Raw genomic sequence first — 22,669 nt, forward strand, 5'->3', positions numbered from 1 at the left:
GTGCGCAGCGCGCACCGGTTGCCACTTAGCGTATCCGTTTCTGACTGCGCAGCAGCGCTACCCCGCTAAAGAGCGACATCGCCATCAGGTAGTAGCCCGGCGCCAGACTGGTGCCGGTGGCACTGATCAGCAGCGTGCAAATCAGCGGTGCAAAACCGCCAAACACCGTAACCGCAATGTTATAGCTGATGGCCATGCCGCTGGCGCGCGTACCAATCGGGAACAGATCCGCCATCACCGAGGGTACGGTAGAAAAATAGATCGATTTCAGCAGCGCCATCCAGCATACCAGCACAATCAGCGTGGTCGGCGTAGTGTGATTGACCACCAGCCGAAAGGCCGGATAGATGGTGACCATCAGCAGTATGAGCGATCCCCACATCAGCGGCAGGCGGCCAATGCGCTCCGCCCACAATCCCATCAGCGGCGTCACTACCGTCAGAATCACCCCGGCCAGCAGCGTGGCAGTAAAGGCCACCGAGCCCGGCAGATGCAGGTTTTTGGTTGCGTAGGTCGGCACGTAGTTGAGCATGTAGTTGACCGCCGTGGAGATCACCATCAGGCCAATCGCCAGCAGCATCAGCGCTTTTTGCCGGCCAAACAGCCGTTTCAGCGGGGCCGCTTCCGGCGTCTGTGCGGCAAAGCTGGCGGGCTCATGCACGTGGCGGCGGATATACAGCCCGAGCGGGCCAATCAGCAGGCCGAAGGCAAACGGAATACGCCAGCCCCACGCCTGAATCTGGCTTTCGCTCAGGATCTGCGTCAGACCGAGACCAAACGCCGAAGCCATTAGCGTGCTGGCGCCCTGGGTGGCGAACTGCCAGCTGGCGATAAAGGCTTTGCGCTCGGGAAAATGCTCGACCAGAAACGCCGTGGAGCTGCCAAACTCGCCACCGGCAGAAAAGCCCTGCACCAGGCGCGCCAGCAGGATCAGCAGCGGTGCGAGCAGGCCGATGCTGTCGTAGCCCGGCATAAACGTGATGATGGCTCCGCCAAGCATCATCAGGTTGATGGAGAGCAGCAGCGCTTTTTTACGCCCGTGGCGATCGGCATAGTTGCCCAGCACCACCGCACCCAGCGGGCGAATCAGAAAGGAGACGCCGAAGCTGCCAAAGGTCAGCAGCAGCGAGACCGACGCATCGCTGGTGGGAAAGAAGGCGTGGGCGATATAGCTGGCGAAGAAGCCATATACCGCAATGTCGAACCACTCCAGCGCATTACCAATGCAGGTCGCAAACAGCGTTTTGTGCAGGTTTGGCTTCACGCCGCTCAGCGGCGCGCTATGGCTGAGGCTGCTCATGCGCCACCTCCGGCATAGGCGCGGTGTTGCGCCAGCCATTCCGTGCCCTGCTCGCCCAGCTCCCACAGCAGCTGCGTCATGATCTGCAGCCCTTCGCGGGCAATCGATTTCAGCATGTGCTCATTCACGCCATGTTGACCGCAGGCGGGATACGAATGTGGCACCCACAGCGTTGGCAGGCCCAGAATCTCCGCGAACACCTCATTTGGCAGCGATCCACCAAGGTTGGGCAGCAGCGCCGGTTTTTTGCCGCTGGTTGCCGCCATGCTGTTCAGCACCCAGTGCACCAGCGGATCGTCAGGATCAAGACGCGTGGCGGGTGAACCACGCAAAAACTCAACCTCAACATCATGGAAGCCGTGCTGCGCCAGATGCGCGCTGACGTGCTGCGCCAGCCGCTGCCAGTCGGTACCGACCACAAAACGCAGCTGGCACACCGCCGTCGCGCTGCCGGGAATGGCATTCATCGGGCGCGCCGGATTACCGGTGAGAAACGACAGCACTTCCAGCGTGTTCCAGCCGTACAGGCGTTCGGCAGGCGTCAGGCCTGGCTCGCCCCAGTTGGTGTCAATCGCGGGATCGCCTGGCATGCCACCCACCTCGATATCGCTGAGAATGGCGCGCACCTGCGGCGTCAGCGAGTCGGGCCGCAGCGCCTCCACCTGCAGCACGCCCTGCGCGTCCACCAGCGTGGCGATGGCGCTGGCCAGCCGGGTGCCGGGATTGCTCAGCAGTCCGCCCCAGTTGCCGGAGTGATAAGCATTGTCACGCGCGTTGATGGTCAGGCGGAAATTTACCGCACCGCGCGAACCGAGGAACAGCGTCGGCCGCACGGCGTTGAGCCGCGGACCGTCTGAGGCAATGAACAGGTCAGCCTGCAACAGTTCCGCCTGCTGCTGACACAGCTGCGCCAGCCCCGGCGAGCTGATCTCTTCGCCCATCTCAAACAGCCATTTGCAGTTAAAGCCGAGACGGCCGCCGCGCGCCTGGTACACCTGCTCCAGCGCCGCAAGATTGACGCAGTGTTGACCTTTGTTGTCGGCGCTGCCGCGTCCGTACCAGCGATCGCCCTCTTCGGTCAGCTGCCACGGCGACAGCCCGCTGCGCCAGTTTTCGTCATCGCCGAATACCACATCACCGTGCCCGTAGCTCAGCAAGGTCGGTAAGGCGGGATCTTCCATGCGCACCGCCACAAGGAATGGCCGGCCGGCGGCGTGCGGGTTATCGATGAGCTGTAGCGTGAAGCCCAGCGCCTGCAGTTGCGGCGCAATCTCCTGCTGCAAATAGTCCTGTAGTGCCGCATCGCGATCGTCGCGCTGGCTCTCGGTGCGCCATGCCACGCGGCGCGCCAGGATACGTTGAAATTCCCCGCTGTCGAAATATGCGGTGGCCTGCTGAACCGCCTGTTGTGCTGTCATGTTTGCCCTGCCTGTTATAGGTCTGCTGTTTTTTCATCTTTGCGGAAAGGCAGCTTTGCCACAATTATCAATTTATCGAGTAAGATTTGCCTTTAAAGCAAAGCTGCGTTGCCCGATTTCGAGGCAGGCACAGACGGAGGCCATGGCATGTTAAGCACCGAAATGCGTTATTTTCTCGCGGTAGCCGATTGCGGTTCGCTCAGCGCAGCCAGCGCCCAGCTGTTTGTGGCGGTCTCTGCCATCAGCCGCCAGATTCAGCGGCTGGAGCAGCAGCTGGGCGTGATGCTGTTTGCGCGTCATGCGCGCGGCATGGTGCTGACCGAGGCCGGCGAGATTTTTGCCCATCACGTGCGCAAAAATCTGCTGGATATGGAGTATGCGCTGGCGGAGATCAAAGGGCTGAAGGCGGTGCGGCGCACGCTGATTCGTGTCGCCTGCACCGACGGGCTGGCGTTTACCCTGCTGCCCCGGCTGATTGCCGCCTTTCGCCGCGATCATCCCGGCGTGCTGTTTGACGTACGGGTGGCGAGCGCACAGGGCGTGGCTGAACTGTTGCGCAGCGGCGAGTGCGACGTGGCATTACAATTCAGCCTGCATGCAGAACGAGCCGTTGAGGTGGTGGGCTCATGGCCGGCACCAGTGCTGCTGGTGATGCATGACAGCCATCCGCTGGCGGGCGTGCCGCAGGTGGCGCTGGCCGATCTCAGCCACTATCCGCTGGCGCTGCCGCAGCAAAACACCACGGTACGCCAGCTGTTTGAGCTGGCCAGCCACATGAGTGGCCACCTGATTGAACCGGTGCTGACCTGCGACAACTTCTCCACCCTGTTCCATTTTTTACTGCGCACGCCGCTGGCGGTGACCATTTGCAGCAGTTTTACCCTGGCGGAGGAAGCGCAGCAGCAGGGTCTGGTGATGCGCGCGGTCAATATCGATCAGCTGAGCCAGCGTACGCTGCAGCTGCAGACGCAGTCAGGGCGACCCCGCAGCGCCGCCCTGACTCTGTTTCTGACCTTTCTGCAACAGCAGCTCAGCGCGCTGTCCGCTGCGATTAAGGCGTGATATCCACCGGATAGAAGATATGCTTGCCGAACGGATCCACCTGGTAGCCGCTGACCGATTTACGCACCGGCTCAAAAATCGTTGAGTGCGCAATCATGACTGCCGGCATCTGGTCATGCATCATCTGCTGCGCCTCGCGGTATAACGCCACGCGCTTGTCGTGATTTTGCTCGGCGCGCGCCTCGGTGATGATCTTCTCAAACGGCGCATAGCACCATTTGGACGAGTTGGAGCCGCCGTTCGCCGAGGTGCAGCTGTACAATGGCCCGAAGAAGTTATCCGGATCGCCGGTGGCGGTGGTCCAGCCCATCAGCGCCGCCTGATGCTCGCCGCCCTTGACGCGCTTCAGGTATTCGCCCCACTCATAGCTGACGATGTTGGCTTTGATGCCCACTTTTGCCCAGTCGGCCTGAATCATCTCAGCCATGCGGCGGGCATTGGGGTTATACGGCCGCTGGACCGGCATCGCCCACAGCGAAATTTCGGTGCCCGGCTGAATGCCGGCCTGCTGCAGCAGCGCTTTGGCCTGTTGCGGATCGTAGGCGTAATCCTGCAGATCTTTATCAGCACTCCACACATCCGGCGGCAGAATATTTTTCGCCACCGTGCCGGTACCTTTGAAGATGGCATCAATGATCGCCTGCTTATTGATGGCCATCGCCAGCGCCTGGCGCACTTTCACGTTGTCCAGCGGGGCTTTGGTGGTGTTGAACGACAGGAAACCGGTGTTGAGGCCAGATTTCTGTTCCAGCGTGATGTTCGGGTTGTGGCGCATGTTGTCGAGATCGGCCGGATTAGGGAACGGCATTACCTGGCACTCGTTTTTCTCCAGTTTGGCATAGCGCACCGAGGCGTCCGGGGTGATGGAAAACACCAGACGATCGATTTTGGCCTTGCCCTGCCAGTACTGCGGGAAGGCTTTGTAGAGAATGCGGGAATCTTTTTGATACTGCACCAGCTCAAACGGTCCGGTGCCAATCGGCTGCATGTCCACTTTTTCTGGCGTACCGGCTTTCAGCATCTGGTCGGCATATTCCGCCGAGTGAATCGAGGCGAAATACCACGCCAGATCGGCGAGAAACGGCGCTTCGGCATGGGCCAGCGTAATCCGCACTGTCAGATCATCCACCTTATCGATACGGGTGATCAGTTTTGCCAGCTCGAGGCTTTCAAAGTTGGCATAGTTACCGCCCGAAACGGTGTGATACGGGTTTTTCGTATCCAGCTGGCGCATAAACGAGAAGATCACGTCGTCGGCGTTGAGATCGCGCGACGGCGTAAAAAGTTTATTGCTCTGGAACTTAACCCCTTTGCGCAGATGGAAGGTATAGACCTTGCCGTCCGGGCTGATCTCCCAGCGCTCCGCCAGGCTGGGCACCAGCTCGGTGGTGCCCGGTTTGAAATCCACCAGGCGGTTAAAAATCGGCACGGCGCTGGCGTCCACGCTGGTACCGGAGGTGTAGAGCTGCGGGTTGAAGTTCTCCGGCGAGCCTTCAGAACAGTAAACCAGCGTCTTCGCCGAGACGCCGCCTGCAACCGCTAACCCCAGTGCGCTAAGCGCCAGTTTTCCTATCATCTTTTTCATCGTCTTCTCGCTTTTTATTGACTTCCATGAGCCAGCATCGGTATTTATTTCATAAATAACATGATTTAGCCGTCTGGCGTATCTCCAGTGGCGCAAAGCTAATAAGGAATTGTGATGACAGACCAACTTGCCCGTCAGCTGACCCAGCGTTTTTACCGTTATCTGGCGGTCTCCAGCCAGAGCGATGCCAAATCCAGCACGCTGCCCAGTACGCCGTCGCAACACGCCATGGCGGAACTGCTGGCGCAGGAGTTGCGCGATCTCGGTCTGCAGGATGTGGTGATTGATCAGCATGCCACGGTGACCGCCGTGAAACCGGGCAACCGGCCTGGCGCGCCGCGCGTAGGCTTTATCACCCATATTGATACCGTGGATGTCGGGCTATCGCCGGATATCCATCCGCAAACCCTGCGCTTTGAGGGTGCGGATCTGTGTCTGAATGCGCAGCAGGACATCTGGTTGCGGGTGGCGGAGCATCCGGAAATCCTGCCGTATGTCGGTCAGGAGATTGTGTTCAGCGACGGCACCAGCGTGCTGGGGGCCGACAACAAAGCGGCAGTCAGCGTGGTGATGACGCTGGTGGAGAACCTGCGTGGCGAGCACGGTGATGTGGTGGTGGCGTTTGTGCCGGATGAAGAGATTGGCCTGCGCGGCGCCAAGGCGCTGGACCTGGAGACGCGCTTTAACGTCGATTTCGCCTGGACCATCGACTGCTGCGAGCTGGGCGAAGTGGTGTATGAGTGCTTCAATGGCGCCTCCGCTGAAATTACCTTCACCGGCGTGCCGGCGCATCCCATGTCGGGCAAAGGCGTGCTGGTGAATCCGCTGCTGATGGCGCACGACTTCATCGCCCGCTTCGACCGGCTTGCCACGCCCGAGCATACCGCCGGGCGCGAAGGCTATATCTGGTTCAATGATATGCAGGCCAATGCCAGCCACGCGGTATTGAAAGCGTCGATTCGCGATTTCGATTTGAAGGGTTTTGATGCGAAGAAGCAGCAGCTGGTGGAAGTCGCCGATCAGATCGCCGCGCACTATCCGACAGGTCACGTCGCGCTGAAGATCAATGATATCTATAGCAACATCAGTAACGCGATAGGTGAGGACCGGCGGGCAATTGATCTGATTTTTGCTGCGCTGCAGCAGGTGGGCGTGGAACCTAAAGTGATTCCGATGCGCGGCGGCACCGATGGGTCTGCGCTGTCGGCCAAAGGGTTACTGACGCCGAATTTCTTCACCGGCGCGCACAATTTCCATTCGCGCTTTGAATTCCTGCCGATCCCGTCGTTTGTGAAGTCGTATCAGGTGGCGGAAGCGCTCTGTTATCTGGCGGCTAAATAAGCGTGGTTGCAGGGAATCGCCGAAGATGCCTGACCGGCGACTGCCGGTCAGGCTGACACCCGCTTACTTGCTGACGCTGACGTCAATGCCCGGGAAGAATTTCGCCGCCAGTTTAGTCACGGTGCCGTCGGCCTGGACTTTGGCGATGGCCGCATCCAGTTCACCTTTCAGCTTGCTATCGCCTTTGCGCAGACCGAAACCAATGCCGGAACCGAGAATGGTGTCGTCTTCCACCGGCTTACCGGCGAAGGCGAAACCTTTGCCCTGCGGCTTATCGAGGAAACCAGACTGACCGGCGGCGGACATCACCAGCGTACCGTCAAGACGGCCAGCGACCATGTCGTTGTATACCTGGTTCTGATCCTGATACGACGTGACCGTCACGCCCTGGGATTCCCAGTGCTTTTTAGCGTAGGTTTCCTGGATTGAGCCCTGCAGCACGCCGATATTTTTTCCTTTCAGCGACGCCGCCGTCGGCTCGAGTTTCTCGCCCTGCTTCACAATCAGCATGGTGGGAATGCGGTAGATCGGGTTGGTGAAGTCGATACTTTTCGCCCGCGCCTCGGTGATGTTCATCGCCGAGTTAATCGCATCGAATTTTTTCGCCTGCAGCGCCGGGATCAGCGCATCAAAGCTGCTCTCAACCCATTTACAGTCAAAATGGCCGACCTGGCAGATGGCTTTGCCCAGTTCGATGTCAAAACCCTCCAGCTCGCCCTGCGCGTTGCGGCTTTCAAACGGTGGATATTGTGATTCCAGACCGTAGCGCAGGCTCTCCTGCGCCAGCGCCTGCACGGAGGTGATCATGCCCAGTGCGATAAACAGTGCGTTCAGTTTTTTCATTATTTTCCCCTAATTACCCTTTAACCCGGCACAGCGCCTGCGCGCCGGCTTCGAGCGTTGCGTCGTCTTTAGCAAAAGAAAGGCGGATTAATTTATTGTCAGTGCCATCCATATAAAACGCCGACAGCGGAATGGTAGCCACACCGTGATCGACGATGAGACGTTTTACCATTTCACTGTCGCTTTCGTCACTGAAATGTCCGTAGCTGGCCAACATAAAGAACGAACCGGCGCTCGGTAACAGCCTGAACGGTGAATCCTGCAGCAGCGTCTGCAGCCGATCGCGCTTCGCCTGATAAAACGACGACAGCTGCAGATAGTTTTGCGGGTTCTGCAGATACTGCGCGAAGCCAACCTGCATTGGCGTATCGGCGGCGTACATCATGAACTGATGCACCTTGACGATCTCCGCCATCAGCGCAGCAGGCGCCAGCGCATAGCCGACGCGCCAGCCGGTGACGTGGAAGGTTTTACCGAAGGAGGACACCACCACGCTGCGCTGTGCCAGTTCCGCGTGCGTGGCCATGCCGCAGTGCGTCTGGCCGTCAAACACGATGTGTTCGTAGACTTCATCAGACAACACCACGATGTCGGTATTACGCGTCAGGGCCGCCAGCTGGTCGAGATCGGCGGCATTCAGTACCTGTCCGCTCGGGTTATGTGGCGTATTGATGATAATCATGCGCGTACGCGGCGTGATCGCGGCACGCAGTTCGTCCCAGTCAATCGCAAAATCCGGCACCTGCAGCTTGAGGCCGATCGGCGTCGCACCCTGTAACCGCACCACCGGCGCGTAGCTGTCAAAGGCTGGCTCAAAGAAGATCACTTCATCACCCGGATGCACCAGCGCCGAAATCGCCATGTAGATGCCCTGACTGGCACTGCCGGTGATCAGGACTTCGCTGGCGGCATCGTACTGCTGGCCATACAGGCGGTGCACCTTCTCCGCCAGCGCTTCACGCAGCGCCGGTAAACCGGTCATGGCGGCGTACTGATTATGGCCGTCGCGCATCGCCTGGCTGACCAGCTCAACCAGCTGCGGGTCACACGGGAAATTGGGTGCGCCCTGAGAGAGATTAACGGCCTGGTGCTGTGCGGACAGCTGGCCGATCACGCTAAAAATGGTGGTGCCGACGTCCGGCTGTTTGGAGGAGAGCTTCACGCTGCTGTTCAGGGTCATCATTGCTCCACAGGTTGCATAACCACGTATCGGAAGTAGATTTCTATTCAACGGCGCGACGCTTGAGTCGACAAGCGAATTGTTGTCATAATAGCCATGATAAAAAATCATAGCTCGAGGCCGTTATGTCCCGCTCTGCTCTGCCGCTCAACGCCATTCATGCCTTTCTGGTCACCGCCCGTCATCTCAACCTGACGCGCGCCGCCAGCGAACTGTGCATCACTCAGGGCGCGGTGAGCCGCAAAATTGCGGCGCTGGAGAGCTGGCTGGGATTTGCCCTGTTTGAACGCCACGCGCGCGGTCTGCATCTCACCGATCAGGGCGCGGCGCTACTGCCGGAGCTGCAACAGGGATTCAATCTGCTGGTCAATGCCACTGAGAAAGCCAGCCGCAGCAACGCCTCGATTCGGCTGAAAGCCCCGACCTGCGCCATGCGCTGGCTGGTGCCGCGTCTGGTGGCGCTGGAGCAGCAGCGGCCAGACATCCACGTGGCGCTCACCACCACGCTCGATCACGCGTCGCAGCTGGAAAACTTTGATGCGGCGATTGTATTCGGCACGCCGCCTGCCGGTGCCATTCCGCTGTTTGCCGAGCGCCTGACGCCGGTGCTGGCCAGCAGCGTACCGGCGCCACGCCATGTCAGCGAACTGGCCAGATTCACCTTCCTGCATCCGACCGGCGATACGCGCGACTGGCAGCTGTGGCTGTCCGGCCAGGCGGAGCAGTTGCCGATGGCGCGCAATCAGCACTTCGCCACCATGGATTTGGCGATCAGCGCGGCGATTCAGGGATTTGGCGTGACGGTGGCGGATATTACGCTGGTGGAGAATGATTTGGCGAATGGGCGGTTAATTGCCCCGTTTGCCGCGAGTGTGGCAACCGGGGCGAGCTACAGCCTGTTACAGCGGGCGGAAAAAGATGCGCCACCGTTTTTGCCGCAGCTGGTGGCGTGGTTGTGTCAGCCTCAGAATGAAACCCACTCTTCACTGCTGGCGGGTTTACCCTGAGCGCCTGCGGCGGCAGATAACACCGGCCGGCGCAGCGCAGGCGCAGCAGTGGATACCACGGTCTGCGCGCGCGGCGCGCTGTCAGACAGACGGAACTTCGCCACCGACGCCTGCAGCTCTTCGGTCTGACGCTCCAGCGCACTGGCCGCCGCTGACACCTGCTCCACCAGCGACGCGTTCTGCTGGGTGACGCTGTCCATTTCGGTGACGGCGGTGCCGACCTGCGAAATCCCTTTGCTCTGCTCTTCCGACGCGGCAGCGATGTGCTTCATGATCTCATTCACATCCTGCACCGACTTCAGAATGTCATGCATGGTGCTGCCAGCGCTGCTGACCAGCTCCGAGCCCTTTTCAACGCGTGACACGGAATCTTCAATCAGCGTAGCGATCTCTTTTGCGGCGCCGGCGCTGCGTTGCGCCAGGTTGCGCACTTCGCTGGCCACCACGGCAAAGCCGCGCCCCTGCTCACCGGCACGCGCCGCTTCGACCGCCGCGTTGAGCGCCAGGATGTTGGTCTGGAAGGCGATGCCGTTGATCACGCTGGTGATTTCGGCAATCTTTTTCGAACTGCCGGAAATGCCCTGCATGGTGGTCACCACTTCGCCAACCAGACGGCCGCCCTGCTGCGCGGTTCCGGTGGCGGTCTCCGCCAGCGCGCTGGCCTGACGCGCGTTATCGGCGTTGAATTTCACCGTGGCGGTCAGTTGCTCCATGCTGGCTGCGGTCTGTTCCAGCGCGGCCGCCTGCTCTTCGGTGCGCGATGAAAGATCGTTATTGCCGGCTGAAATTTCTGCTGCGCCGCGGTAGATGTTCTCCGTGCCGCTGCGGATGGCGCTGACTGCTTCACGCAGGCTGTCCTGCATCGCCCGCAGCAGTGGCACCAGTTTGCCGACGCAGTTGCGGCCAAATTCTTCCACCGGCTGGCTGAGATCGCCCTGCGCAATCACGGTAAAATGGTTACGGATGCGATCCAGCGGTTTCACCAGCATCGTCACCAGGTAACGGTCAGTGAACAGCAGAATCAATAAGCCGAACACCACCGCCGACACAATAATCACTTTGGTCATGCTGGTAAGCGTGTCCACGGTCACGCGGGTCTCATCCAGCTTGCTGCTGGCGGCCTGATTAAACGCTTCTGCGCTGGCACCAAACGCCCGGCTCAGCGGCGGCGTGACATTGTTGGCCTGCGCGCGCCATGCATCCAGTGAAGCCTGCTGCGCCAGCGCCACCTGTGGCGCGATACCCTCATCCAGCAGTTTCTGCCAGCTGCTGATCACACTGTTCACCGTCTCGCTGTCCATCGGACCCGGCGCCATGGCTTTGAACTGGGTTAACTGCTGTTTCATGTTATCCAGTGCCTGCTGCACCGGCGCGAACGCTTCTGCGGTCGGCGCGTTACCGGCGGTGCGGCCTTCCATTACCCGCGACAGGCGCGTGACCACGCGGAAATATTGATCGTTGCCTTTGCTGAGCACCGTCATCTGCTTTACCAGCTGACGATCAATCTCGTTACCCTCGCCAAGCGCATTCAGCGAGTGGACGCTGAACAGCCCTACGCCACACCATAACAGGCAGAAAAGCCCGAGAATGGTCAGCATAACGGCGCGAATCGTGAAGTTTTTTAACATACCCATACATAATCCCCTGGTGTGAACGCTGGCAGCCCGGATAAAACAGGGCTTAGGGTATTTATCGGCAGCGAACCGGGAAAAGATAAATGTTTTGTAAGCTAATTAATTGCAGGATGAGGTGCCGCGCGGAGCGGCTGAGCGATCGTAAAATCAGGCAGATAGCGGCCAATTTGCCTTAAAAAAACATTGATGTTTTTACATGATTAGCAGGCTTATTAAAGTTTAACGTGGCTGCGCATCATCAGGCGAAACAGACGCAGACGGCCGCGCATAAATCGCGTCTTCAGCACCGATTCCGCTTTACCGTCGTGACCAAAAGCAAGAGTCAAATCTTCCCCTGGCCGCCATACCGGCCAGTCAGGTTCCCCGTCGAGCCGCAGCCGATGGCTGAACTCACTGGCATCACGTGCAAATGCCACCCACCAGGCGCTGACGCGGCCGGCAAAGGCGATATCGCTGGCGCTGTAATGCCAGTCACCCGGCGGCGGCAGCGTCGCGAGCGTATTGAAGACATAAGGAATTTCATTGCCGTGCCAGGTGCCGTGCGGGTAGAGATGACGCGCGTTTTCTGACACATAATCAAACCAGTAACGCCATGCAGGCATGCCGATGCTGTGCTGCGACTGCGCCACCAGCAGCGGCATGACGGTAAACGCCATGTCGCGCGCCACCGCGCGCCCCAGCAGACTGTCATCATGGATATCATACAGCCACTTCAGCAGGCGATAACTCAGGCGACTTTTGCTGCGCAGCTGCTGTAACACGCTGCGGGCATCCACGCCGAAGTAGTCCAGCACGCTGGCTTCGTCGCTGTTGCTGCCAATCATCAACGGCACGCGATGCTGTTTACCCGCCATAAAGGTGTCGAGCATCGGTCTGGGTAGCACCGCATCGCCGCTGATGGCCACCGGCCCCAGCGCCAGCGGTCGCTCCAGCGGCCAGAAACTGTCGGCCGGCAGTGCGCGCAGCTGTTCCGCACTGGCATCCGCGGCCAGATTGAAATGCGCTGCCACCTGCAGGCCGGTTTGCTGCGCCTGCTTATGCGGCACGTCCGGCAGACTGTAGGCACTTTGCACGATGCCCTTATGAAACAGCCCTTCGGCCAGCGGCGAGCAACACAGCGACAGCACGCTGCGCGCGCCGGACGATTCGCCAAACAGCGTGACGTTATGGCGATCGCCGCCAAATGCCGGGATGTTGCGCTGAATCCACTGCAGCGCGGCAATCTGATCCAGCAGCGCAAAATTATTGACCACCTTGCCCGGCAGATACTGGGCGTCGAGCGCCGGATGCGCAAAAAAGCCGAAATGGCCAAGGCGGTAATTGAGTGTCACCACCACCACGCCCTGCGCTGCCAGCGCTTTGCCGCGATAGGGATCAAGGCTGCCGGCACCAATGCTGAAGCCGCCGCCGTGCAGCCATACCATCACCGGTAACGGCGTAACGGGTTCGACATCAGGCGTCCAGACATTCAGATAGAGGCAATCTTCGCTGAAGCGGCCCGGATCGCCGCCGCCGGCCGCCACGCAGTAATCACGATTTTGCCAGCTGGCATCGCCCCACGCGGTGGCGTCGCGCAGCGTTTGCCACGGTACCACCGGCTGCGGCGGACGCCAGCGCAGTGCGCCAACCGGCGGCGCTGCATAAGGTATTCCTTTAAAGGTAAACAGTTCATCATCCATCAGGCCTCTGAGTTCACCTTCTGCCGTCATGATCCTCAGACGTCGTTCATTTTTCATTGCGGGTTCCTGGTAAAGCCTGATTCCATTATTTGCAGGCCTCAGTGGAATGTCTATGTTCTGCAAGCATTTGCAGATTAAGCCGAATAAGCGACCGATTCATTGAACAACTTCATCAAATTTTTTGGTTAACTGCAGCGGCGCATTCTGTTTTATGGTTGCAAGTTAACCTGGCGTGACGGAGAGACGCGATGTTTGCTGGCATCAATCAGCTGTTCACCCGGATGAGCGATCACCCGGATTTCGGTAAATTGCTGTTACGCTTAACCTTCGGCGGGCTGTTGCTGTTTCATGGCGAGTTTAAGGCGATTCATGGCGTCGGCTGGATCGCCCATCTGCTCAGCGTCAAAGGCATGCCAGGTTTCATCGCTTACGGTGCTTACATCGGGGAAATTGTGGCACCCATCATGGTCATCGTTGGCCTGCTTACGCGCCCGGCGGCCTTTATCATTGCCGTTAACATGGTAGTCGCAACGCTGCTGGTGAAAATGGGCGCACTCTGGCATCGCACCGATGTCGGCGCCTGGTCGCTGGAAACGGAAGCGCTTTACCTGCTGGGCGCGCTGGCCATCCTGTTCCTGGGTGCCGGAAAATATACGCTGGTGCGCGACGCACGCCTGCAATAATCATTAGAAAGAAAAACAGCCGGCCTGTAAAAGTGATCCTGTCACTTTTCAGGCCGCTTTTTTACGCCCTATTCCTGCACGCCGCAGCGGGCCAGACTGCGCTGTTGCGTCTGCTGATACAGCACCATCTCATCCTGCACGGTGGCACCGAGCGCGGCTTCAAAATCGGCACGACTGGCATTCCCGGCGCTGCGGGCCTGAGTCTGGTTGCCCAGATTCGACTGGAAGATGCCAGCCGCGCTCACCGGCAGAAAATCTTCGTAGACAATCGGTTCCGCCTCTAAACGTCCGGCGGCCAGCAGCTGCGCCACGGTTTCCCCGGCGCGCGGCGGCTGATGCTCGCCCTGCGGCGTCAGACGGTAGCGGAACCACGCCAGCTCCTGCTCGCGCAGCGTCTGTTCATCATCAGGAAAATCACGAAACACCGCGCTGAGGTGCTGCTGATGCTGCTGGTTATCGCTGCCGGTACCGGCCTGCGCCAGCAGCCGGTCGTACAGCGCGCGGCCTTTAGGCGTAAGCGCCGCGCCGCGCTGCTCAATTTCACCAAAGCGCGCGGTATGGGTGCCAGGCGTGCCATCATTAAAATGCACCGCCTCTTCCAGCGCTTTGAAGCTGGTCTGGCGCAGCAGAATCGGCACCGCGCGCGGCGGCGGTCCCTCAATCAGGATTTTCGGTTCGATGCCGCGCGAAGGCATCAGCGCCTGCACGCGATCGATGTCCAGCGTGCGTGGCGTCAGGTGATTGATGTGGCAACCGCGGAAGCACACGACGTCGGCAATCAGGCGATGCTGCTGGCTCAGCGCGCGGTAGGTGGCGCTGTCCACCGTGGTGTGCGCATGCCAGCGAAAGGTTTCCAGCGCCTCCTGAACAAAGCGGGCGGCATCGGCAGCGTTGAGACCGCCCTGCTGCTGATGCTGCGCGATCAGTGCCCGGCAGCCAGGCGTGAAGATGTCGCGCGCCGCCAGAATAGCCGCGGCTTTGTCGCGCAGTGCGGCATCGTTGATCAGCTCCAGCCGCAGCAGCGAGGTGAAAACGCGGAAGGGATTGCGCCGCAGCGCGCTGTCGCTGACCGGGCGAAAGGCAGTAGAGTGCACCGGCACGCCCGCCTGTGACAGATCGTAATAGCCCACCGGCTCCATCCCCATCACGGCAAACATCTGCCGCAGCGTGCTGAGCTCTGCGGCAGTGCCGACGCGAATGGCACCGTGACGCTCCACGCCGAGGCGGCTCAGCTCATCGGCGGCGGCCAGACGGTTTTTCAGCGCCGGCTGGGCTTCTAAGGTGCGTTCGTTAACGGCGGTAACCAGCTGCGTCAGGGTGCCATATTGCGGCACCTCCTGCTGGTACATGGCCGACATGGCCTGAGAGAACAGCGTGCGGATGGCATCGCGGGTGAGAAAGTTATCCATGGTCATCACCTTGGGCTAAAGGGTTGCTGCTACTGTAGATCAACCCTTTAGCGGCGGGTAACATTTTCGCGGAACTGTGATCGCCCTGTCACTCGGTGGCGCGCGGCTGGTCACCAAAGCGGCATTTCAGTACCAGCATCAGCGTGGTCAGCGCCGCCGGCAACGCCAGCAGCAGAAAGATCTGGCTAAACGACCAGCCGAGGGACAGTAGCTCAGCGCCGACGAAGGCACTGATGATCGCGCCGATGCGGCCAACGCCATGCATCCAGCTGGAGCCGGTCGCGCGGGCATGAGTGGGATAGTAACTGGCCGAGAGTGCATTCATGCCGGTGTTGGCACCGTTAAAACAGAAGCCGCTGCAGAAGGCGATGGCGCTCATCAACCCGACCTGCGCCGGGGAAAACCCGAGCGCCACGATGGCGATCCCGCCGCAAAAGTAAATGATGGCCAGCGCCAGATTGGCGTTGATGCGGTCCATCAGCCAGCCGGCAAACAGTGAGCCAACGGTGCCGCCCGCCTGATACATGGCGGTGACGATGGCCGCTTCCGTGACAGACATGCCCAGCGTGTTAATCAGCGATGGCAGCCAGCTGCCGATCAGGTAGACCAGAAACAGCCCCATAAAGTAGCCGCCCCACAGCATCAGGCTGCCAAACAGGTAGCGGGGTGAGACGACGGTGGCCACTGCACCGTGACGCGCGGCCAGCGGTTCACTGCTTTGAAAATGGCTGTCAGGCCGGACGCTGCCCGGCAGCATGCGCGCCAGAATGGCGTGAATGCGCGCAGCGGGCGCGCGCTGGCTGATGAGAAAGCGCACCGACTCCGGCAGGCCGCGCAGCAGAAACGGCAGCACCAGCAGCGGCAGCACGCCGCCCATCAGCATCACTGAATGCCAGTCATAGCGCGGCAGCAGCCACGAGGCGGCAAAACCGCCGGAGGCCGCGCCAAAGGTGAAGCCGCAGAACACCACGGTGATAATAAACGAGCGACGCCGCTCGGGCGCGTATTCGGCCACCAGCGTGCCGACGTTGGGCATCGCCGCTCCCAGCCCCAGACCGGTGAGGAAGCGGAACAGCATCATCTGTTCGATGTTTTGCGCCATGGCGGTCGCCAGCGTCCAGAGGCCAAAAAACAGCACGCTGAGCAGAATCATCACGCGGCGGCCGTAGCGATCGGCCAGCGGTCCAGCCACCATGGCACCCAGCGCCAGGCCAATCAGCGCCGCGCTAATCACCATCCCCAACTGATGATTGGTCACGCCCCAGCTGGCTTTCAGCGTCGGCGCGATAAAGCCCATTAGCGCGATATCCATGCCATCCAGCGCTACCACGACAAAGCACAGCGCAATTAAACGCTTCTGCCAGCTGCTTAACGCGCTCTGGTTGATGAGCTGGCGGACGTCAATGGCTTCAGCGCTGGTCACGGTACCACTCCTGCAGGATTATCACGAATAGGTCATCAGTTTTGGTAAAAAAAACGGCGCTTATGATAGCGCATCGTTAACAATAACGGGCAGGATTTTTAAGTGAAATTGAGAATTATTCAACGTTTTTCCCGCTAAGCTACTGATAACGCTGAATGCATAGATGCGCCCGGACGCCCGGTTATTTATAAAGCCAACCAATACAGCCACTTACTAAAACTTCTCACGCTGACCGTTTTTGTTAATATAATTTTGCAGGTAAGTTAACAGAATCTCGGTCAGCCACTTGCCGCTGACCGCTCTGACTCATTACGCTGGCGTTTATGGACAAAAATCATCTCTTTAATCAGCGCATTCGTCTGCGCCATTTACACACCTTTGTGGCAGTCGCGCAACAGGGCACGCTGGGCCGCGCGGCGGAAACCCTCAATCTGAGTCAGCCGGCGCTGTCTAAAACGCTGAATGAGCTGGAGGAACTGGCGGGCGCCCGTCTGTTTGAGCGCGGTCGCCTCGGTGCTCAGCTGACGACACTGGGAGAACAGTTCCTGACCCACGCGGTGAAAGTACTGGATGCGCTTAACCACGCCGGACAAAGTTTCAACTCGCCGGTTTCCGGACGCCCGATCGTGATCCGCCTTGGCGCCCTCACCACCGCCGCCATGGGGATGCTGCCGCAGATCCTGGATCGCTTCCACGAACAGCAGCCGAACACCACGGTACAGGTGGCCACGCTGCACAATAATGTGCTGCTGGCTGGCCTGCGCGCCGGGGAGTTTGATATTGGCATTGGCCGTATGGCGGACAGCGAAATGATGACCGGCCTGACCTACGAATTGCTGTTTCTCGAATCGCTCAAGCTGGTGGTGCGACCGGAGCATCCGCTCTTAAGTGACAACGTCACACTTTCCCGCGCCATGCAGTGGCCAGTGGTGATTTCGCCTGAAGGCACCGCGCCGCGGCGTATTGCCCAGCACATGCTGGATGAACAAGGCTGCTCGCTGCCGGGCAACTGTGTCGAAACCTCTTCCACCTCGCTGGCCCGCCAGCTGGCGCTGCGTTATGACTATGTGTGGTTTGTGCCATCCGGCGCGGTGAAGGAAGATTTAAGTCACAATGCGCTCAGCGCGCTGCCCATCGCATCGCCCGGCCCCGGGAAGGTGACCCAGCCGCCATGCCCCATCTGCAGCACCGCGCCCACCACAATAATGCCGGAGATGGCGTTGGTGACGGACATTAACGGCGTATGCAGCGCGTGACTGACGTTCCACACCACGTAATACCCGACGACGCAGGCAAGCGCGAACACGGTAAAGTGCGACAGGAATTCCGCTGGCGCGACGTTGGCCAGGCAGCCGAACAGCACCACGGCCAGCGCCAGCAGCAGATACTTGCGCCACGGCGTAGCGGGCTTCTCTGCCGCTTTTACCTGCGGCTGTGCGGCAGGTTTTGCGGCCTGTGGCGCAGCAGAGACCTGAATCGGTGGCGCAGGCCAGGTCACTTCTCCGTCACGAATTACCGTGACGCCGCGCACCACGACATCGTCAAAATCAACCACGATCTCGCCGTTTTTCTCTTTACACAGCAGCTTCAGCAGGTTCACAAGATTGGTGCCGTACAGCTGCGAGGACTGCGTTGGCAGCCGGCTCGGCAGATCGGTGTAGCCGATGATTTTGACGCCGTTGTCGCTCAGCGTGACGCGGTCGGCGACGGTCAGATCGCAGTTACCGCCGGTGGCTGCCGCGAGATCAACAATCACGCTGCCCGGCTTCATGCTGGCCACCATCTCTGCGGTGATCAGCTTCGGTGCCGGTTTGCCCGGGATCAGCGCGGTGGTGACGATAATGTCCACTTCCTGCGCCTGCGCCGCGAACAGCGCCATTTCCGCCTTGATAAAGGCCTCGGACATCACTTTGGCGTAACCGTCGCCGCTGCCCGCTTCCTCTTGAAAGTCGAGTTCAAGGAACTCGGCGCCCATACTCTGCACCTGCTCCTTCACTTCCGGACGGGTATCGAAGGCGCGCACGATGGCACCGAGGCTGCCCGCCGCGCCAATCGCCGCCAGACCGGCCACGCCAGCCCCGATGACCATCACTTTTGCCGGTGGCACTTTACCGGCGGCGGTAATTTGCCCGGTAAAGAAGCGGCCAAACTCATGGGCTGCTTCGACAATGGCACGGTAACCGGCGATGTTCGCCATCGAGCTGAGCGCATCCAGCGACTGCGCGCGCGAAATACGCGGTACGGAATCCATCGCCATTACGGTGATGTTGCGTGCGGCTAATTTCTCCAGCAGCGCCGGGTTCTGCGCTGGCCAGATAAAGCTCACCAGCGTGCTGCCCGCGCGCATCAGGACGATCTCGCTGTCGTCTGGCGCGTTCACCTTCAGCACGATGTCGGACTGCCAGACATCCTGCGGATGACTGATGCTGGCACCGGCGGCGATAAAACTGTCATCATCAAAGCTGGCGCGCAACCCGGCACCCTGCTCAACGGTGACGCTGAATCCCAGCTTAATGAGCTGCTCAACGGTCTTTGGCGTCGCTGCGACGCGGGACTCATTGGCTAACCGCTCTTTGGGTATCCCAATTAACATACTGTTTCCTTTCCATGATTAAAGGATGAGGTTCTGTAAGGGGCACATGCTTAAAAGCCGAAACGCTGTTTCAGCTTTTTATGAGCGAAATGCACTATGTAACAAAGTCTTTATAACCTACTGAAAATGCCCAGGACGATCTAGCGCCATAACGCACACTTATGACATTCCCACAGATATTCAGATGCCAGCGATGAATACCGCGGGATGCGACCAGGTTTGCGGCATTATGGAAAATAATCTGCTGTGCCTAATCGTGTCATGACGAATTAACTGTTTTTAAAAACCTATATTTAACAATGCGTTAACTATTATGGTACTAAGCGATACCGGTTAAAGCGGTAAGCTGACCAAAAAAAAGCCATAACAGCGAAAGATGACAGGCCGATGAATAAAATGCTGGGATTGTCAATGTTATGCGCATAAATTGGCTGAGACAGGCCGATTATTACATGCAATAATCAGCGGCTAATCTGTTATACATCAAGAGTCCAGCACGTTTTCGTACTCAATTTGCGTAAGGCGAAGGATCATTTTTATGAAGCTGAAGAACACCATTCTGGCGTCAACCCTGTTATCACTGCTGGCAGCCAATGCGTTTGCTGCCAAAGAGTTAACGCCAGAACAAGCGGCCGCGTTAAAACCATTCGAACGCATCAATATTAGCGGCCGTTTTAATGCAATTGGCGATGCAACAGACGCCGTGTCTAAAGCCGCCGACGCCAAAGGCGCGGACTCTTTCTACGTGCAGGGCATCAACGACAGCAACGGTAACGGTGGCAACTGGCGCGTTACCGCCGATCTGTACAAAGCCAATGCAGCGAAAGTGGAACAAAGCACGCAATACCGGATGTTCAACGGCGTGAAAGAGCTGCCTAAGGCGGAAGCATATCGCCTTGAGCCGTTTGACACCGTCTCCGTCAGCGGCTTCTTCTCCAGCCAGCCGGACGTGAACGAAGCCATCGCCAAAGCGGCGAAAAACAAAGGTGCGGCCTCCTTCTTTATTGTGCGTCAGGTGGATGCTAACAACGGTGGCAACCAGTACGTGACCGCCTACGTGTATAAAGCCGATGCCAAAGCGCGCGTGGTGCAGGATACGTCTGACTCGATTCCGGCTGATTCTGAAGCCGGCAAAGCAGCCCTGGCTGCGGGCGGCGCAGCGGCGAAGAAAGTGGCAATCCCTGGCGTTGCTTCCTCGGATACGCCGAGCACCAGCGTGGGTCGTTTCTTTGAAACCCAAAGCTCTACCGGTCAGCGTTATACTGTGACGCAGCCGGATGGCCGCAGCGTGCAGGAAGTCAATGCGATCACGGCCGCACAGATGCAGCCGTTTGACACCATCTCCTTCTCCGATCACTTCGGCACGCCAACCGAGATCTCAGAAGCCGTGGGCAAACGCGCCATCGCCAAAGGCGCGAAGTATTATCACATTACGCGCCAGTGGCAGAACCAGAGCGGCGGCAACCTGACCGTCACTGCTGACCTGTTTAAATAATCCCCGCGCAGGGCGGCGCCCGTCGCCCTGCCGTTTGCATAATCCGTGTGCAAATCTGCATAGTCTTGCATTGCCTTCACCGTTCGCTCTCCGTAAAATCTGCCGCCTGTTTTCAGGGTATTCCGTTTTAAACGGGACTGATTGCCACGTTACACTCTGGCTGAACAACTACTACCCAGCACACTCTGCTGCTCAGGAATGGCGTTTTGGATAAAAAATTAGGTCTTAGCGCGCTCACTACGCTGGTGCTCAGCTCGATGCTCGGCGCGGGCGTCTTTAGCCTGCCACAAAATATGGCGGCGGTTGCCGGTCCGGCGGCGCTGCTGATCGGCTGGCTGATCACCGGTGTCGGTATCCTCTTTCTGTCGCTGGCCATGTTGCTGCTGACGCGCCTGCGGCCGGAACTGGATGGCGGCATCTTCACCTACGCGCGCGCCGGCTTCGGCGAGCTGACCGGCTTCTGCTCGGCATGGGGCTACTGGCTGTGCGCGGTGATTGCCAACGTCTCGTATCTGGTAATTGTGTTTTCAGCGCTGAGCTTCTTTACCGATACGCCGGATCGCATCGTGTTTGGCGATGGCAACACCTGGCAGGCGATGCTTGGCGCTTCCGTGCTGCTGTGGCTGGTGCACTGGCTGGTGCTGCGCGGTGTACAGACCGCGGCCAGCATCAACCTGCTGGCGACGCTGGGCAAACTGGTGCCGCTGCTGCTGTTCGTGGTGCTGGCGCTGCTGGCGTTTAATTACGATCGCTTCCGTTTTGACTTTGACGGCGCAGCGCTCGGCCAGCCGCTGTGGCAGCAGGTTAAACAGACCATGCTGATCACCCTGTGGGTATTTATTGGCGTGGAAGGCGCAGTGGTGGTCTCTGCCCGCGCGCGCCACAAGAAAGATGTTGGGCGCGCCACGCTGCTGGCGGTGCTGGCCGCGCTGCTGGTCTACCTGCTGGTGACGTTGCTGTCGCTTGGCGTGGTGCCGCGTGCGGAACTGGCGCAGATGCGCAATCCGTCGATGGCCGGTCTGATGGAACGGCTGCTCGGTCACTGGGGCGATGCGGTGATTGCGGTTGGCCTGATTATCTCGGTGTGCGGGGCCTATCTCAGCTGGACCATTATGGCGGCGGAAGTCCCGTTCCTCGCCGCGCAGCAGGGTGCGTTTCCGCGCAGCATTGCCCGGCAGAACCGCCATAACGCGCCGGCGGCGTCACTGTGGCTGACTAACGGCAGCGTGCAGGTGTGCCTGATTCTGATCGCGGTTACCGGCGCGGATTACAACACGCTGCTGACTATCGCCTCAGAAATGATCCTCGTGCCCTATTTGCTGGTCGGTCTGTATCTGGTCAAAGTGGTACGTGGTCAGCACAAACCGCTGGCCCTGCTGACCGGTCTCGGTGCCAGCGCCTATGGACTGTGGCTGCTCTACGCCTCGGGGCCGCTGCATCTGCTGTTGTCAGTGGTGCTTTACGCGCCGGGTCTGCTGCTGTTCCTGTATGCACGACGCGGTGGCCGCGGCGATCAACCGCTGTTTGCGCTGGAGCGCATCGCCATCGTGCTGTTAATTGCCGCCTCACTGCCCGCGCTGTGGCAGCTGACGCGCTAATCAGTGTGGTTGTAAAGGAATGGAAACGCACAGCAGATCATTCTGCTGTGTCAGATTGAGTGGCTTGCGGTATTCCAGATGGATGGCGTCAAGCTGCTCAGCGGACAGCGGATAAGGCAGCTGAATATCGAAGCGGCTAATGTGCTGCTGTTCGGCCAGAGTGATCAGTCGGGCGATGTTAATTTCGTCGCTGACCTGGGTTGAAATGATTTGTAATGCTAATTCTTTCAGATGGTCGTCGCTGGCCTGTAAACTGTGCCCGGACTTGCGCGTCACCATGCCAAAAATTGGCATCACGCCGTAAATGGCATCGACAAAGCTCCAGCGTTTTTTGCAGGAAGCGGAAAGGAAGTCACTGTAGTTGAAGCAGATGCGGTCACTGTATCCGGCTGAAGCCAGCTCTTTATCAGACACCCTCG

Annotated in this window: 17 protein-coding genes and 1 pseudogene; 7 read left to right on the forward strand and 11 right to left on the reverse strand. The window is 59.3% G+C overall.

The genetic code is table 11. The features are described from left to right. Positions 1-25 precede the first annotated feature (25 nt). Positions 26-1,300, reverse strand: a complete 1,275-nt coding sequence (locus H7K56_RS01560) for an MFS transporter (protein ID WP_104092921.1) — start codon at positions 1,298-1,300, stop codon at positions 26-28. Beyond that, positions 1,297-2,718 (reverse strand): M20 family metallopeptidase, encoded by a 1,422-nt coding sequence (locus tag H7K56_RS01565; RefSeq protein ID WP_136547716.1) that lies wholly within the window; start codon positions 2,716-2,718, stop codon positions 1,297-1,299. The genes H7K56_RS01560 and H7K56_RS01565 overlap by 4 nt, the downstream gene beginning before the upstream one ends. 147 nt (positions 2,719-2,865) lie before the next feature. On the opposite strand from H7K56_RS01565, the gene H7K56_RS01570 reads away from it, so the two are divergent. After that, complete coding sequence (locus tag H7K56_RS01570; RefSeq protein WP_059008775.1) at positions 2,866-3,780, forward strand: LysR family transcriptional regulator; 915 nt, start codon at positions 2,866-2,868, stop codon at positions 3,778-3,780. Here H7K56_RS01570 and H7K56_RS01575 read toward each other — a convergent pair. Next, on the reverse strand, positions 3,770-5,365 hold the full coding sequence (locus H7K56_RS01575; RefSeq protein WP_058758514.1) for an ABC transporter substrate-binding protein: 1,596 nt from the start codon (positions 5,363-5,365) through the stop codon (positions 3,770-3,772). The genes H7K56_RS01570 and H7K56_RS01575 overlap by 11 nt on opposite strands. A 114-nt stretch (positions 5,366-5,479) precedes the next feature. Between H7K56_RS01575 and pepT the strand changes: the two genes are divergently transcribed. After that, positions 5,480-6,706 carry a peptidase T gene (gene pepT / locus H7K56_RS01580; protein ID WP_132462565.1) on the forward strand — a complete coding sequence of 409 codons (1,227 nt, stop codon included), beginning with the start codon at positions 5,480-5,482 and terminating at the stop codon, positions 6,704-6,706. A 63-nt stretch (positions 6,707-6,769) separates the two neighbouring features. On the opposite strand, the gene H7K56_RS01585 is transcribed toward pepT, so the two are convergent. Both H7K56_RS01585 and H7K56_RS01590 read right to left on the reverse strand, forming a co-directional pair. Beyond that, positions 6,770-7,549 (reverse strand): transporter substrate-binding domain-containing protein, encoded by a 780-nt coding sequence (locus H7K56_RS01585; RefSeq protein WP_021506096.1) that lies wholly within the window; start codon positions 7,547-7,549, stop codon positions 6,770-6,772. Positions 7,550-7,562: 13 nt separating this feature from the next. After that, the gene (locus H7K56_RS01590; protein WP_059008773.1) at positions 7,563-8,729 is read right to left on the reverse strand and encodes a methionine aminotransferase; all 1,167 of its coding nucleotides are present in this window, start codon (positions 8,727-8,729) and stop codon (positions 7,563-7,565) included. Between the two features lie 125 nt (positions 8,730-8,854). Here H7K56_RS01590 and H7K56_RS01595 point away from each other — a divergent pair, with 125 nt between their 5' ends. After that, positions 8,855-9,736, forward strand: coding sequence for a LysR substrate-binding domain-containing protein (locus H7K56_RS01595; protein WP_150361039.1), 882 nt, complete (start codon positions 8,855-8,857; stop codon positions 9,734-9,736). Here the strand turns inward: H7K56_RS01595 and H7K56_RS01600 are convergent. Next, positions 9,694-11,370, reverse strand: coding sequence for a methyl-accepting chemotaxis protein (locus H7K56_RS01600; protein ID WP_150361040.1), 1,677 nt, complete (start codon positions 11,368-11,370; stop codon positions 9,694-9,696). The genes H7K56_RS01595 and H7K56_RS01600 overlap by 43 nt on opposite strands. Positions 11,371-11,582: 212 nt before the next feature. Further along, positions 11,583-13,106, reverse strand: coding sequence for a carboxylesterase/lipase family protein (locus H7K56_RS01605; protein WP_150361041.1), 1,524 nt, complete (start codon positions 13,104-13,106; stop codon positions 11,583-11,585). Between the two features lie 191 nt (positions 13,107-13,297). On the opposite strand from H7K56_RS01605, the gene H7K56_RS01610 reads away from it, so the two are divergent. After that, the gene (locus H7K56_RS01610; RefSeq protein WP_058769762.1) at positions 13,298-13,732 is read left to right on the forward strand and encodes a DoxX family protein; all 435 of its coding nucleotides are present in this window, start codon (positions 13,298-13,300) and stop codon (positions 13,730-13,732) included. 68 nt (positions 13,733-13,800) lie between these two features. On the opposite strand, the gene hglS is transcribed toward H7K56_RS01610, so the two are convergent. Continuing rightward, the gene (hglS, locus tag H7K56_RS01615; protein ID WP_150361042.1) at positions 13,801-15,141 is read right to left on the reverse strand and encodes a 2-oxoadipate dioxygenase/decarboxylase HglS; all 1,341 of its coding nucleotides are present in this window, start codon (positions 15,139-15,141) and stop codon (positions 13,801-13,803) included. An 88-nt stretch (positions 15,142-15,229) separates the two neighbouring features. Further along, entirely contained in the window at positions 15,230-16,564 is a 1,335-nt protein-coding gene (locus H7K56_RS01620; RefSeq protein WP_058758506.1) for an MFS transporter, read from the reverse strand. Positions 16,565-16,887: 323 nt separating this feature from the next. Here H7K56_RS01620 and H7K56_RS01625 point away from each other — a divergent pair, with 323 nt between their 5' ends. Then, positions 16,888-17,820 (forward strand): LysR substrate-binding domain-containing protein, encoded by a 933-nt coding sequence (locus tag H7K56_RS01625; RefSeq protein WP_375140404.1) that lies wholly within the window; start codon positions 16,888-16,890, stop codon positions 17,818-17,820. On the opposite strand, the pseudogene pntA reads toward H7K56_RS01625, so the two are convergent. Next, positions 17,718-19,157: pseudogene (gene pntA / locus H7K56_RS01630) on the reverse strand (Re/Si-specific NAD(P)(+) transhydrogenase subunit alpha); the annotation flags it as partial. The gene H7K56_RS01625 and the pseudogene pntA overlap by 103 nt on opposite strands. Positions 19,158-19,695: 538 nt before the next feature. Between pntA and ydgH the strand changes: the two are divergent. Both ydgH and H7K56_RS01640 read left to right on the forward strand, forming a co-directional pair. Continuing rightward, the gene (gene ydgH, locus H7K56_RS01635) at positions 19,696-20,652 is read left to right on the forward strand and encodes a DUF1471 family protein YdgH (RefSeq protein ID WP_021506110.1); all 957 of its coding nucleotides are present in this window, start codon (positions 19,696-19,698) and stop codon (positions 20,650-20,652) included. A 206-nt stretch (positions 20,653-20,858) separates the two neighbouring features. Then, positions 20,859-22,250 (forward strand): basic amino acid/polyamine antiporter, encoded by a 1,392-nt coding sequence (locus H7K56_RS01640; protein WP_150361044.1) that lies wholly within the window; start codon positions 20,859-20,861, stop codon positions 22,248-22,250. On the opposite strand, the gene H7K56_RS01645 is transcribed toward H7K56_RS01640, so the two are convergent. Next, the gene (locus tag H7K56_RS01645) at positions 22,251-22,664 is read right to left on the reverse strand and encodes a hypothetical protein (RefSeq protein WP_021506112.1); all 414 of its coding nucleotides are present in this window, start codon (positions 22,662-22,664) and stop codon (positions 22,251-22,253) included. It abuts the gene before it with no gap. Positions 22,665-22,669 lie beyond the last annotated feature (5 nt).

Source organism: Pantoea dispersa (assembly GCF_014155765.1).
In the GTDB taxonomy this organism is placed as follows: Bacteria; Pseudomonadota; Gammaproteobacteria; order Enterobacterales; family Enterobacteriaceae; genus Pantoea; species Pantoea dispersa.

Excerpts from the sequence above, each read along its gene's own strand:
- H7K56_RS01570 (WP_059008775.1), top strand. The coding sequence starts at position 2,866 with ATGTTAAGCACCGAAATGCGTTATTTTCTCGCGGTAGCCGATTGCGGT.
- H7K56_RS01590 (WP_059008773.1), bottom strand. The coding sequence starts at position 8,729 with ATGACCCTGAACAGCAGCGTGAAGCTCTCCTCCAAACAGCCGGACGTC.
- H7K56_RS01595 (WP_150361039.1), top strand. The coding sequence starts at position 8,855 with ATGTCCCGCTCTGCTCTGCCGCTCAACGCCATTCATGCCTTTCTGGTC.
- H7K56_RS01610 (WP_058769762.1), top strand. The coding sequence starts at position 13,298 with ATGTTTGCTGGCATCAATCAGCTGTTCACCCGGATGAGCGATCACCCG.
- ydgH (WP_021506110.1), top strand. The coding sequence starts at position 19,696 with ATGAAGCTGAAGAACACCATTCTGGCGTCAACCCTGTTATCACTGCTG.
- H7K56_RS01565 (WP_136547716.1), bottom strand. The coding sequence starts at position 2,718 with ATGACAGCACAACAGGCGGTTCAGCAGGCCACCGCATATTTCGACAGC.
- H7K56_RS01605 (WP_150361041.1), bottom strand. The coding sequence starts at position 13,106 with ATGAAAAATGAACGACGTCTGAGGATCATGACGGCAGAAGGTGAACTC.
- H7K56_RS01625 (WP_375140404.1), top strand. The coding sequence starts at position 16,888 with ATGGACAAAAATCATCTCTTTAATCAGCGCATTCGTCTGCGCCATTTA.
- H7K56_RS01600 (WP_150361040.1), bottom strand. The coding sequence starts at position 11,370 with ATGGGTATGTTAAAAAACTTCACGATTCGCGCCGTTATGCTGACCATT.
- H7K56_RS01560 (WP_104092921.1), bottom strand. The coding sequence starts at position 1,300 with ATGAGCAGCCTCAGCCATAGCGCGCCGCTGAGCGGCGTGAAGCCAAAC.
- H7K56_RS01585 (WP_021506096.1), bottom strand. The coding sequence starts at position 7,549 with ATGAAAAAACTGAACGCACTGTTTATCGCACTGGGCATGATCACCTCC.
- hglS (WP_150361042.1), bottom strand. The coding sequence starts at position 15,141 with ATGGATAACTTTCTCACCCGCGATGCCATCCGCACGCTGTTCTCTCAG.
- H7K56_RS01575 (WP_058758514.1), bottom strand. The coding sequence starts at position 5,365 with ATGAAAAAGATGATAGGAAAACTGGCGCTTAGCGCACTGGGGTTAGCG.
- pepT (WP_132462565.1), top strand. The coding sequence starts at position 5,480 with ATGACAGACCAACTTGCCCGTCAGCTGACCCAGCGTTTTTACCGTTAT.